The 13,718-nt window shown below is 47.4% G+C and carries 12 protein-coding genes; 6 read left to right on the top strand and 6 right to left on the bottom strand.

Features of this window, described 5'->3' with window-relative positions:
• The first annotated feature begins 150 nt into the window (after positions 1-150).
• Positions 151-1,572, top strand: a complete 1,422-nt coding sequence (rlmD, locus tag CSD97_RS12685; protein ID WP_008663284.1) for a 23S rRNA (uracil(1939)-C(5))-methyltransferase RlmD — start codon at positions 151-153, stop codon at positions 1,570-1,572.
• 60 nt (positions 1,573-1,632) lie between these two features.
• A complete protein-coding gene (locus CSD97_RS12680; RefSeq protein ID WP_008663283.1) occupies positions 1,633-2,544 on the top strand; it encodes an RluA family pseudouridine synthase in 912 nt (303 codons plus the stop codon).
• Positions 2,545-2,609: 65 nt separating this feature from the next.
• Here CSD97_RS12680 and CSD97_RS12675 read toward each other — a convergent pair whose 3' ends face one another.
• The 6 genes from CSD97_RS12675 to CSD97_RS12650 all read right to left on the bottom strand — a co-directional run bounded on the left by CSD97_RS12675 (position 2,610) and on the right by CSD97_RS12650 (position 7,134).
• The gene (locus CSD97_RS12675; RefSeq protein ID WP_008663282.1) at positions 2,610-3,023 is read right to left on the bottom strand and encodes a hypothetical protein; all 414 of its coding nucleotides are present in this window, start codon (positions 3,021-3,023) and stop codon (positions 2,610-2,612) included.
• 10 nt (positions 3,024-3,033) lie between these two features.
• Positions 3,034-3,468 carry a hypothetical protein gene (locus CSD97_RS12670; protein ID WP_005828348.1) on the bottom strand — a complete coding sequence of 145 codons (435 nt, stop codon included), beginning with the start codon at positions 3,466-3,468 and terminating at the stop codon, positions 3,034-3,036.
• 57 nt (positions 3,469-3,525) lie between these two features.
• A complete protein-coding gene (gene araJ, locus CSD97_RS12665) occupies positions 3,526-4,668 on the bottom strand; it encodes an MFS transporter AraJ (RefSeq protein ID WP_057087858.1) in 1,143 nt (380 codons plus the stop codon).
• 104 nt (positions 4,669-4,772) lie between these two features.
• Positions 4,773-5,642, bottom strand: coding sequence for an aldose 1-epimerase family protein (locus CSD97_RS12660; protein ID WP_057098103.1), 870 nt, complete (start codon positions 5,640-5,642; stop codon positions 4,773-4,775).
• A 16-nt stretch (positions 5,643-5,658) separates the two neighbouring features.
• On the bottom strand, positions 5,659-5,988 hold the full coding sequence (locus CSD97_RS12655) for a PAS domain-containing protein (protein ID WP_005828341.1): 330 nt from the start codon (positions 5,986-5,988) through the stop codon (positions 5,659-5,661).
• A 93-nt stretch (positions 5,989-6,081) separates the two neighbouring features.
• On the bottom strand, positions 6,082-7,134 hold the full coding sequence (locus CSD97_RS12650; protein ID WP_225982615.1) for a hypothetical protein: 1,053 nt from the start codon (positions 7,132-7,134) through the stop codon (positions 6,082-6,084).
• A 300-nt stretch (positions 7,135-7,434) separates the two neighbouring features.
• On the opposite strand from CSD97_RS12650, the gene CSD97_RS12640 reads away from it, so the two are divergent.
• From CSD97_RS12640 to map, 4 genes are all read left to right on the top strand, one after another.
• Entirely contained in the window at positions 7,435-8,064 is a 630-nt protein-coding gene (locus CSD97_RS12640; protein WP_005836463.1) for an HU family DNA-binding protein, read from the top strand.
• Positions 8,065-8,091: 27 nt separating this feature from the next.
• Entirely contained in the window at positions 8,092-9,303 is a 1,212-nt protein-coding gene (locus CSD97_RS12635) for an exonuclease SbcCD subunit D C-terminal domain-containing protein (protein ID WP_055288404.1), read from the top strand.
• A gap of 15 nt (positions 9,304-9,318) precedes the next feature.
• Positions 9,319-12,741 (top strand): AAA family ATPase, encoded by a 3,423-nt coding sequence (locus tag CSD97_RS12630; protein ID WP_098032478.1) that lies wholly within the window; start codon positions 9,319-9,321, stop codon positions 12,739-12,741.
• Positions 12,742-12,842: 101 nt separating this feature from the next.
• Positions 12,843-13,697 (top strand): type I methionyl aminopeptidase, encoded by an 855-nt coding sequence (gene map / locus CSD97_RS12625; RefSeq protein ID WP_005828329.1) that lies wholly within the window; start codon positions 12,843-12,845, stop codon positions 13,695-13,697.
• Positions 13,698-13,718: the final 21 nt, after the last annotated feature.

Here is a 13,718-nt window from a genome sequence, read left to right as displayed (position 1 = left end):
AGTATATTTCGCAGACTAGAAAACTTTTTCAGAAAAAACTTTATGCTAAAATGCAATTTCGACATTGCAATCTTTAATATTTCATTTCATAGAGAGAAATCCCGAAAAAATGTCTATTTTTGCCGAAGAATTTATTAGATTGGTGTAAAAGTGGCAAGAAAGAGAAAAGAACTTCCCCTACTGGAGAAGGTGACAATTACGGATGTGGCTGCCGAAGGAAAAGCCATCGCAAAAGTCAATGATTTGGTGATTTTCGTACCATATGTCGTCCCCGGCGATGTAGTTGACCTGCAAATTAAGAGAAAAAAGCATCATTATGCTGAAGCCGAGGCTGTGAAATTCCATGAATATTCGGCAGTACGGGCAGTTCCATTCTGCCAACATTATGGTGTATGCGGCGGTTGTAAATGGCAGGTTCTCCCCTATTCCGAGCAAATCAAGTATAAGCAAAAACAAGTAACGGACAACCTCACCCGCATCGGCAAAATCGAATTGCCGGAAATCTCTCCGATATTAGGTTCAGAAAAAACTCAGTTCTACCGGAATAAACTGGAGTACACTTTTTCCAACAAACGTTGGCTGACGACAGAAGAGGTTCAGCAGAATGTAGTGTACGAACAGATGAATGCCGTAGGCTTCCATATTCCCAATGCTTTCGATAAAGTGCTTGCCATAGAAAAGTGCTGGTTGCAGGACGATATATCCAACCGCATCCGCAATGCGGTACGCGACTATGCCTACCAGCACAACTATTCCTTCATCAACCTGCGTACGCATGAAGGAATGCTACGCAATATGATTGTGCGTACCTCTACCACCGGCGAACTGATGGTAATCCTTATCTGCAAGATAGAGAAAGAGGAGGAAATGGCTCTGTTCAAGCAAATGCTGCAATACATAGCAGATACATTCCCCGAAATCACTTCCCTGCTATACATTATTAATAATAAGTGCAACGATACCATCACCGACCTCGAGGTACACACCTTCAAGGGAAAAGACCACATCTTCGAGGAAATGGAGGGACTGCGCTTCAAGGTAGGTCCCAAATCTTTCTATCAGACCAACTCCGAACAAGCCTACAACCTCTACAAAGTAGCACGCAACTTTGCCGGACTGACCGGTAACGAGCTTGTTTATGACCTTTATACCGGCACGGGTACCATTGCCAATTTCGTATCCAAGCACGCACGCCAGGTAATCGGCATAGAATATGTGCCCGAAGCCATTGAAGACGCCAAGGTCAATGCCGAGATTAACGGAATTAAAAATACATTGTTCTTTGCCGGAGATATGAAAGACATGCTGACACAAGACTTCATCAACCAATACGGCCGTCCCGATGTCATCATCACCGACCCTCCCCGTGCCGGAATGCACCAGGATGTAGTGGATGTCATTCTGTTTGCCGAACCCAAACGCATCGTATACGTCAGCTGTAATCCGGCTACGCAGGCGCGCGACCTGCAACTGCTCGATGCGAAATATAAAGTGAAGGCCGTTCAACCGGTAGACATGTTCCCGCACACCCACCATGTGGAAAACGTAGTATTATTGGAATTAAAAGATTGAAAGTCCAAGTAGTTTTCAATCGTAAATTGTAAATTGTCTAATCGTAAATTAAAACCAGTCGTGGCAAAAGAAAAAATTACAGCAAGAGCCCGCACACAATATACGGACTACATGGTGAAGGAACCGATGGAGCTCATGGAGTTTCTGGCAGCTAAAATGCCGGACGCCAGCCGCACCAAGCTGAAATCATTGCTGAGCAAACGCATTATATATGTGGACAGCGTTATCACTACACAATACAATTTTCCCCTGAAACCGGGTATGAAAGTACAAATCAGCCGTGAGAAGGGACGTAAAGAGTTCAACCATAAACTGATGAAGATTGTATACGAGGATGCCTATATCATCGTGATAGAGAAGATGCAGGGTTTGCTGTCCGTCAACACTGACCGGCAAAAGGAACGTACCGCCTATACCATCTTGAATGAATACGTGCAACGCTCGGGCAAGCAGCACCGTGTACACATCGTGCACCGCCTGGACCGTGACACCTCCGGCTTGATGATGTTTGCCAAAGACGAGAAGACCCAACGTACACTACGCGATAACTGGCATGACATTGTAACAGACCGGCGATACGTAGCCGTAGTGGTCGGCGAGATGGAAAAAGATGCAGGAACCGTAGTTTCTTGGTTGACGGACCGCAAGCTGTATGTATATTCAAGTCCGACAGATGACGGGGGACAAGAATCCATTACGCATTACCGTACCATCAAACGAGCCAATGGATACTCTCTTGTTGAACTGAACCTGGAAACGGGACGAAAAAACCAGATACGTGTACACATGCAGGATTTGGGGCATCCTATTATCGGCGACGGACGCTATGGACTGGAAGACGTAAATCCTATCGGACGCTTGGCCCTGCATGCTTTCAAACTCTGTTTCTATCATCCCGTCACGGGAGAGCTGATGCGGTTTGAAACACCTTATCCGGGAGAGTTCAAGAAATTGGTTTTGAAGAATAAGTAAAAAGCTGACATACAATAAAAAACGGAGCAATTGATTTGCTCCGTTTTTTATTGATAAGCATGTCGTCATTGCCGACGCATACGAAAAGGCTGTCCGTGAATATTATCTTGATATTCCCTCCAGCTATTATACCAAGTACCACTGAAAGAATAAGAATCAGCCATGGCTCCTTCAATGTAAGCCATGCTGCCACCATCATAGAATTCCAATTCCATCAGATTGTAAGCCCCACTAACCCAATTCCATCTGAAAAGCAAATAATTCGGGTCGCCATATGAACCAATAGTACCTTGGTTGCGCGCGTTAAAGGTCATAATCGTCCCCCTACCCCAAGTATATGCCCCGAAATCTATTTCTTCAGATGTATACCATTCACCGGGCAGATTATATTCCGTTTCTTCCTCACTATCACATGATGTCAATCCTAATACAAGGACAAACAACAATAACATTTTTGTGTATTTCAACATATTATTCATAAGCCATACTTTATTTATAATTAGCATCTACCATCATAACAACCACTCCATCCAGTTTACCGGATAAATAATGTTCGCGCACCCATACATTATCAAAGTACTTGATTTCACCGGCACCATAATTCAGAGTCAACCCCTCCATAGACTTATCCATCCATTTCCAAGTAAAAGTACGTGAAGTCGTTTCATAGGGACGGGACTCGCCTCCGCGATAATACTCCCAGATTTCCTGTCCAGAATTATCAGCCTTGGCAAACTTCAGCTGATGACTGCATAACACTTCAACTCCATCTTTGTTTTCCGTCTGATATTCTTCTATCCACGTCTTCCCACACAATTTGTCGTCGCTATTCTGCATGGTATAATATACATCATCCCCACAAGACGCCAGCCCAATCGTAAATACACACAACAGCAATATCTTCACATAATTCAAAGTCTTCATAAGTTATCGAGTTTAGTTAATACTTGCGGACAAACATACACAAAAAAAATGAAACACTTAATACTTATCCTGGAATTTCTTGTAGAAGACAAGGAATAAAATAAATCCCATCAGTGCAAACGGTACGCCTGCCAATGCGGGATAACGGTATCCTCCACTCAAGGCAAGACCTCCGATATAGGCTCCGATAGCATTCCCCAAATTGAAGGCCATCTGCACACAAGCGCCTCCCAACATTTCTCCTCCAGGAGCCACACGAATCATCAACACCTGCTCCGGACTGGAGACGGCAAACAAACCTGCCGTACAAAGCGTCATCAATATTGCCGAACACCACGGATGGGGAGAGAGTAAAAATATCAATAATAAAATAACACATATCATCCCTTGCACCACCGTACCGACCTTCCCCGGAGTGTACCGGTCGGACATGCGCCCACTGACCAGATTGCCGACAACCATTCCGAATCCTGCCAGTACCATCAGTGCCGTAATGCTGTCCGCACTAAAACCGGAAACCTCAGTCAGCAACGGAGTGATATAGCTATACCAGCAGAATACACCACCGTTGCCCAAAGCTGTAGCTCCCAATATGAGCCACGGCGCCGGCTTTTTCAAAAAACGGAACTGTCCTTTAAATCCCGTGTCTTTCAGTCCTTCGACCTGCGGTACCCAACGCCAAATGTAGTACAATGTTATCAATCCCCAGGCACCTACCAGCAGAAACGTGGCACGCCAAGACAGTGTATGGCTCAACGAAGTACCCAACGGCACCCCAAACAGATTGGCCACAGTCATTCCCGCTATCATAATTGAAACCGCCTCCGAGCTTTTCCCCTTATCAGCCAATTTTCCCGCAACAATGGAAGCCACCCCAAAATAAGCGCCATGAGGAAGTCCGGAAACAAAACGTCCCAACAGCAAGACCCAATAATTGGGTGCCATAGACGCACAAATATTACCCACAATCATTAATGCCATCAAGACCAGCAGAATCTGCTTCAACGGGCGTTTACGGGCCAGGAGCAGCATGGGCGCACCAAAACAAACACCCAACGCATACGCAGAAATGAAATGACCGGCCACGGGAATGCTGATTCCCAAATCAGTAGCCACATAGGGCAAAATACCCATCATCGTAAATTCGGCAATCCCTAGCCCCAATGTGCCGAACGCCAATGCAATAAGACTCTTCTTCATACCTTAAAAAACAACCTATATTTTTTACCGGGCGCAAAGATAATGACATTGCATTCTCCAAATAAAAAGGATACCGAATTATTTTCAGTATCCTTCTTCATTTTTTATCTTATATCAATTGTATACCCACCTTTAAAGACTCCTCCCGGCGCCAAGTGCTGCATCCAGTCCTTATCCTTATATTCGCCCTTATAATGGGCACGGTCACAACGCCCGTACCACGGCTCGATGCAGACAAACGGAGCATTCTTGGCCGGAGGCGACCACAACCCCACCACCGGAGTGTCGAAATACAGACTGAGATAGGGCTTCTTCTCCTTATTATATAATGTAACTTCTTTCACTTGACTGTTTTCCAGAATCAGGGCATCTTTATCAAAGGAGTGGATGTCCAAAGGCAGCAGGCCATCTGTCAACTCAAGCAAATATTCCTTATCCGGAGCGGCACATCCTTTCTCGGAGATAAGGATATAGTGCAAACCTTCCGTCTTATCAAAGCCGAAATATCCACGGTCCGTTGTCTCCGCATCATAGTCCGGGTAATAGAAAGCCGGATGGGCCCCTATCTGGAAGTGCATTTCGCGTGTTCCGGTATTGATGACTTTCCAAAGCACCTCAATCTTCTTTCCCTCTATCCGATAGCCTATCTCAAGGCAAAACGGGAAAGGATATTTCTTGCGTGTTTCCTCACTGTCAACCAGTCGATAACGCACTTCATCTTCCAGTTCAAGCATCAATTCAAAATCCATATCGCGGGCAAAACCGTGTTGCGTCAATGCATAGGAAACGCCTTCGTGGCGGTATTCATTCTCCCAAACGCTACCTACAATGGGAAAAAGCACCGGAGAATGCCGTTTCCAGAAAGCGGGGTCTGCCTGCCAAAGATATTCTTTTCCATCATGCAAGATACTGCATAACTCGGCTCCATGCGGTGAAACTTTAATTGTCAGTTCTGAATTAGAAAGTGTTTTCATATCATATATCATTTTGTTATTTTCTCATATAGTGTGGCATCTCTCCGGGTATTTCCATCGAAATCTCCACCAGGCCACCGACCACTCCGTCCTGCTTCCATGCCGTCTGATAAATCATTTTCTTGACACCGTTCTTCTCAATGGTGTAGGCATTCACTCCCCCCGTCTCCAGCAGTTCGCGTATCTTGGCTTGCGATTGCGGGTTGTGGCAATCAAAGAGATTCTTGCCTATCAGGTCACCGTGTTTGGCAAACGTACGGCATGCTTTCTCGTTCATATATAGGATGATTCCCTTTGTGTCGCATACAGTTACGGCACAGTTCATTTCATTGGCCCATTCGTACATAATTCTTTATTTTTAATTGGCTATTTTCTATGCACTTGAAATACATTTACAGAAAACTCTTCAAAGTCAAATGTCCTTTTCTCTATCGAATTATTATTGCATTAATCCTCCTTCTATGAAGAAAACGACTTCATTCAATCGTTCTTTATTCGATTCTTCATCTTTGAAAATAGCTGGAGTGAAGATTATCCTATCTTGAATCAGATTATCTACCAAATCCCACATGACTTCATGGTACAGCATCACCATTGCCACTTTTTCATTGTCAATACCATATTGGCTTGCTAAGGAGCCACAATTATTCTTTAGTTCCGCACTGATAGAGTTTACCAATTTTTCAGTTATTTGATGAAAGCGGTCTTGCCGTTTCTTTATAATAGGAAATAATACATCTCCATTATCATCTACCAGCCCATAAGGTTTTAACTGAGAAACGAGTTTGGCATCTGTTACTTTTCCGAACTGTGCTATTTCATCAGCACAATGGTCCATAATGTCGTTGTCAGGAGCAATGCCGCTATTGATGTAAGTCAAAATCAAATTCTGTTCTCCGAAACCATTCGTACCGCATGCAAAGCCATTTCTTGATTCGTATAATACCCAGTAACAGCCACTCCAGCTTGTATAATTGTCAACATCCTCAAACAAGACTAACTTTGTCCACATTTTTCCATCCAGAAGGTATGAAAAAACAAGTGAGAGTACATTGTTCTTGAATCCCATTTCACTGATAGTTTGTGCCAATGATATAAAGTCTGCCTTTGTTTTGACATACATGGATTCAGCAATCTCCTTACTTAAGCTTCTTAGAGAATTGGTCTGTTCTTTGTCGAGAATGGGTATAGTAGCTTCCCATTTTCCTTTTGTTTTACTGACAAGTCCACCTACTTCCAATAACAATAATTGGCTATCAGAGCATTTAATACCCATTTCACGAAGTTCGGCTTGAGTACGTGGAGTCCGTAAATTGTATAGTATTTCCCAATTATTATCTGGCTTTACATAGTCTTCGGGCTGATGTCCGTTCACTGCAACAAACTGGGTTGCTTCCCATTCGCTATAAGGTCTTATCGATATTTGTGCTTTAATCATTGTGGTAACGGACAATAAGGCAAACAACAATAATAAGTCCGGATAATGTTTCATATATCGCTTAATTTTAGTTTTGTTCATCATTCATGCACTTCTCTTATGTAACAAAGATAACGTTTTTTTCAATTCCTCTCTCAAACCTATAACAAAAAACTTCCCGACTACCAATAAAAAACTTCCTAACTACTAATAGTAAAGTTTGCAAGTATAGAGATAAAGAATTACCTTCGCCCTTGGTTTGTCTATCCCAAGCCTTGGGATAGAAATCCCCAACCTTGGCATACACATCCGCAACCTTGGGACAAACTTTGTAAGCCCCAATAAACAAACGAACCTCATAACAACGCTACCATCATGGCAGAATACAACATGCAGGAACTGAACCTGCCGGGAGAAGACGGCAAACGCATTCTCTACCCACGAATGAAACTATACGGGCAGGTGGACTTGGAAACCATCACCGAAAAGATAGCATACGCCTCATCCTTCACACGAGGAGACATCATCGGACTGGTGCAAGCCATCACCGACGAAATAGCCTACCAAATGGGGCAAGGTTACTCCGTGAAGATTGACAACTTAGGAGTATTCACCCCTGCCCTCGGTCTGCGGCAAGACCGTGAACGGGAGACGGGCGAAGAAGGAGACACCAAGCGAAACGCCGTCAGCATCTGCCTGAAGGACATACATTTCAAGGTGGACAAAGAACTACTGTACCGTACCGCTCGCCATTGCCACCTGAAACGTTCCACCGACAAATTCCAACGCTCCTCACAAGTGTTTTCTCCGCAGGAACGGCTGGAACGGGCAAAAAAATACCTGGAAAAGAACAGCTTCATGACCCAAGCCGACTATTGCCAACTGACCGGCTTATTGAAGTCCGCCGCCTCCCGCGAGTTGCGCGAATGGATAGCCAATCCCGAATCGGGCATCGACTACAAAGGACGAGGAACACACAAGATTTATATTCTAAGGAAACCATAACCCACATCCATTGAAGTAACAAAAACAATGAAAATACTACATACCAGCGACTGGCACCTGGGACACACCCTCTACAACTACGACCGCACCGCCGAGCAGCAATCCTTCCTACGGCAACTCACCCGCATAGTAACCGAAGAGCAGCCCGACGCCATGGTGGTAAGCGGAGATATCTACCACTACTCCTCTCCCGCTGCCGCCACGCAGAAGATGTACACCGACGCCATGCTGAACATTCACCAAGCCTGCCCCGGAATGGCCATCGTAGTCACCGCCGGAAACCACGACAGCAGCTCCAAATTGGAGATAGACAGCAGCCTCTGGCAGCACTTCGGCTTGAACGTTGTGGGAAACATCGAACGTACAGCCGAGGAAGTGAATCTGGACAAGCACATCATCGAGATAAACAATGAAAAAAAGACAATAGGCTACGTCATTGCCGTGCCCCACGTCTATCCGCAAAACTTCCCCCTGCTGGACACTGAAACACCGCGCGACCAACGACAGGCACGCTTCTTCCAGGCACTGCTGGACGAAGTGAAGAAACGGAATACGGCACAGCTTCCCGTCGTCCTCATGGCCCATCTCTCCATTGAAGGCAGCGACCGTAGCGGGCACGATGAGAGTATTGGCGGAATAGAGTATGTTCCCCTCAGCGCTATGGGAGAAGGATACGACTACCTGGCACTCGGACACATCCATTGCCCTCAGGACATCAAAGGCAGTCATCACCACGCACGCTATTGCGGCACTCCCCTCCCCGTCAGCTTCGACGAAACCTATCCGCACTCCATCTCCATCATCGAGTTGGAGAAAGGGGCAGAACCACAAATCAGTACAAGGGAAATTGAAAATCCGATTCCGCTCGTCACACTTCCCCATGACCCGACACCTTTCGAAGACGCCTTGAAATTACTGGAAGAATATCCGGAAGAGAAACCTGCATACCTCCGTCTGAATGTGCTGACAAAAGGCTACCTGCCCCCCGACTGCAACGAAAAAGCCTCGAACGCCGCCAAAGGCAAGGCATGCAAATATTGCTACATCAAGACTACCCGAGAGCGGCAGGCCGACACTGACGAGAGCAAGCCTATCTCCATCCAAGAGATGCAGGAAATGTCTCCCCTGGAAATAGCCAGACTCTACTACCGCGAAACCGAAGGAGAAGAGATGGACCCAGAACTTTGCCAGCTGATGGAGACTGTCATGCAAAAAGTGAAAAGCAAGAACAACTCCTAATCATTTGTCCGGAACATGAAACTCCAGAAACTCACCATAAAGAACCTTGCCTCCATAGAAGATGCCGTCATCGACTTTGAGAACGGACCGCTAAGCGAGGAATCCCTTTTCCTTATCTGCGGCGAGACGGGTGCAGGGAAGACAACCATTCTCGACGCCATCTGCCTGGCACTCTACAACGAAACGCCCCGCATGGACCATGCCGAGAACGAAAAATACAAAGACCTGAGCCAGACTTTCTCTGCCAAAAAGGAAGATGTTGCCATCAACGACAGCCGACAACTGATGCGCCGTAACACCAGTGAAGCATGGACGGAGCTGGAGTTTACCGGCTCAAACGAAATGCCCTACACCGCCCGATGGTACGTGGCGCGGGCACACCGCAAGATTTCAGGAGCCGTGCAGGATGTGCGCTGGACACTGGAAAACAATAAAAGCGGCGCACAGCTCAACAAAAAGAATGAGATAAAGGCGGAAATACAAGCTGCAGTGGGGTTGACCTTCGAACAATTCTGCCGCACCACCATGCTGGCGCAAGGCGACTTCACCAAGTTCCTGCAAAGCAAGGAAAGCGAAAAATCGGATATTCTGGAAAAGCTGACCGGTACAAGTATCTACTCCGAAATAGGTGCCGAAATATATGCCGCCACCAAGGAAAGACGGACGGAATACGAAAACCAGAACCGGAAGCTGGAAGGCATCCACATCCTGGCAGAAGAAGAAGTCACTGCAATCAAGGAAGCCATAGCCACGCAAAATGCCGGAGTCAAGGAAGCCAATGAGCAGAAAACTACCGCCCTCGCAAAACGGGACTGGCTGAAGAAATACTCCGAACTCCTCCTCACCCGTGAACAGCAAAAGAAGATGTGGGAAGGGAAGCAAGCGCAACTGCAATCGGACGAATTCAAACAGAAAGAACTCCTGATTAAAGAATGGAATGCCACCGCCGACGCCCGCAACTGGCTCTCTACCTTGAAACAGCAGCAACAGCAACAACAACAGAACTATGCACAAGCCGGAATGTTAAGAGCATCCTTTGCCCGGCTGGACGGAGGAAGCAAGTGGCTATGCGGTTTCCTGAAAGAGCAAGAAGACAAGCTGCATCGTGCCGAGAAGTACTTGCAAGAGCATTCGCCCTTACTGCCCATGTTCGAGCAAAGCCAATCCATCATTACCGGCCTAAAATCCGCACTCGATGCCCAAACACGCATCGGCACCTACAACGCGCACCTTGAAAGACTTGCCGCGCAACAACCCGTAAAAGTCAAGGAGCGTACCGACAAGGAAGCTGCCCTCACCCGGAAAGAACAAGAGAACCATACATTGCAAAACGAAATAAACCTCCGGAACAAGCAGCTTGAAACCATGGACCGCCCTGCCCTGCAAGACAAGAAAAACAAACTCGATGCCGGACGGGAGAACCTGCTGCAAGCATTGAGCGCCTTGTCTTTACTGGCTGAAACGGAAAGGACACTGAACGAGGCAAAGGAAAACGAAAAGGCTTTGAACGCCAAAGTGGAGGCGTGCCAAAAGCAATACGTCCTCCTGCAAACGGCATTCGACAGCAAGAAAACAAGTTATGATGACATCCGCACCCTCTACGACAAGCAAAAGGAAGCCGTAGAAGAGTGGGCAAAGGAAACACGCTCCCGGCTTGTCGTCGGGGATACTTGCCCCGTGTGCGGACAAGAAATAAAATCGCTTTGCAAAGATGAAGATTTCCAGTCTGTCCTTGCTCCCATACGCACCTCCCTGGAAACAAAAGAGAAAGAATACAAGGAAACCGAGCAGGCATTGAACAACAACCGGACAGAATCCAATACCTACGGAACGCTGGCAGAGAATGCCCGTCAGTCCACAGCAAGAGCGCTCCGGAGCTACAACCTTGCCCGTACTGACGCACAGGCCAAATGCGCCCAATGCAACGACGTCGGCCTCTCCACAACCACCGGCGAAACCCTGAAGAAGCTACTGGAAGAGAACAAGCTGGAAGCAGACAAACTGAACGAAAAGCTCACGGAAGTTCAAAAGCTCAGCGCACAAATCATAACTCTGCAACGGCAAAAGGACGAATGCCAAAAACATGTGGACGCTGCACGCCAAGCCTTCAACTCTGCCGACAGAGTGCTGAATGAGCTGAAAAACAACATCGTCAATTACGAGTCGCTCACCGCCAACGAAAAAGAGAACATACGTGCCACCATGGACCGCGTCACTCCCCACATCCTCTGGGAAGGATGGAACACGGAATGGGAGAACTCCCCCCTCTCCTTTATTGACCGCCTGACGCAAGCTACGCGCAACTACCGGCTGGCGCAGGAAAAACAAAGAGAACTGAAATCCGCCATTGCCCTTATCCACAAAGAGCTGGAAGGGATAAACATCAACAAGGAAAGCATCGATGCCGCATTCCCCGACTGGCGCAACGCACCTGCAGCTACACAGGAAATGGAAATCAAGAACCTGGGGATTGCCTGGAATAATCTGAATACACAAGCAAGCGGACTGAAACAAAGCATATCCTCCACCGCAGACCAAATGGCAAGGCTGCAAAAGGATTTAACCGGGTTCTATGCCGCCAACCCCACTCTCGACGAGGAGCGTATCACCGTCCTATCCGCTTGGTCCGGCTCCCGGATAGAAGCATTGCGTGCCTCACTGCAGACACTTAAAGAGGAAGAAGTAGCTGCATCGACCTCCTTTCATCTGGCCACCGGACAAGTGGAAGAGCACATCAACCGGAAGCCCGAAATAGAAGAAAACGAAAACCTCGAAACCCTGGATGCACTCATCGCGAATCTCGAAGAAAAGATAACCGCCGGCAACCAATCCATCGGCCAGCAGAAGTTACGCCTGGAAGAAAACACCCGCAACATCGACCGGATAAAGGAAGAAAAGGAACGTGCCGACCGGCTGCGCGAAGAGTATCTGAAGTGGGACCGCCTCTGCCGCCACTTCGGTGACGAACGGGGAAAGAACTTCCGCAACATAGCCCAGAGCTTCGTCTTGAAAGAACTGCTGGCAGGCGCCAATTTCTATCTGCAACGCTTGACCGACCGCTACGAACTGGAGTGCCAGGCCGGTTCGCTCACCATCCTGCTGCGCGACTTCCATCAAGGAGGCTCGGCACGTCCGGCATGCACCTTGTCGGGCGGCGAAAGCTTCCTGGTATCTCTGTCACTTGCCCTCGGACTTTCTTCCCTCAGCCGCCAGAGCCTCTCGGTAGACACACTGTTCATCGACGAAGGTTTCGGCACACTGAGCAGCGACTATCTGAACACCGTTATGGACACATTGGAAAAACTGCACCAGATGGGTGGCAAGAAGGTAGGCATCATCAGTCACGTGGAAGGACTGAAAGAGCGCATAAAGACCCAGATACAAGTACGGAGGATAGACAGTTCAAGAAGCGAAATAGAAGTGGTGAATACCCTCTAAGCTGGTATCGGGATAAAGAAAACGAATGTTTTTTCGGCTCTTGATAGTACAAGCACCTGCATTATTGTGTATTTTTGCAGTCTCATAAAAAAGAAAAGACAATGAAAAAGTTCATGAAAGGAGTCCGGTTTACTCCTAAAAACTATTCCGACGAAGTAGAAGCCAAAATTCAACATTATAAGAAAGAAGGATATAAACTGCCGATGCGAAGCGCACTCCGCACCGAGGAGCAGTTGGCCGGTATCCGCGCAAGCGCCAAAATCAACACGGCCCTGCTGGATTATCTCTCCGAGAACATTCGCGAAGGCATGTCCACAGCTGAAATTGACCATATGGTGTATTGCTTCACCACAGACCACGACGCCATCCCCGCCCCCTTCATGTACGAAGGCTTCCCCAAAAGTGTGTGCACCAGCATCAACGATGTAGTGTGCCACGGCATTCCCAGCACCAGGGAATTCCTGAAAAGCGGTGACATTGTAAATGTCGATGTATCCACCATTTACAAAGGTTACTTTGCCGACGCATCACGCATGTTCATGATTGGCGAAGTCAGCCCCGACATGCAGAGACTGGTACAGGTCACCAAAGAATGCCGTGACATAGGCATACAGACCGCACAGCCCTGGGCACGCCTCGGTGACGTAGGCGCCGCCATCCAGGAGCATGCGGAAAAGAACGGATACAGCGTGGTACGCGACCTCTGCGGACATGGCTGCGGCGTCAAGTTCCACGAAGAACCGGATGTGGAACACTTCGGCAAACGTGGTACGGGCATGCTGATAGTGCCGGGCATGACGTTCACCATCGAACCGATGATTAACATGGGAAGCTACGAAGTCTTTATCGACGAAGCCGACGGATGGACCGTCTGCACAGACGACGGACTGCCTTCTGCCCAATGGGAAAGCCAAATCCTGATTACTGAAGACGGAAACGAAATATTGACACAATAAGGCGGACACTTCAAAACACTT

Source organism: Bacteroides sp. AR29, assembly GCF_900217715.1.
Taxonomy (GTDB): Bacteria; Bacteroidota; Bacteroidia; order Bacteroidales; family Bacteroidaceae; genus Bacteroides; species Bacteroides uniformis.
Note: the sequence above shows the minus strand (reverse complement) of the source record. Positions and strands in the feature narration are given on the sequence as shown.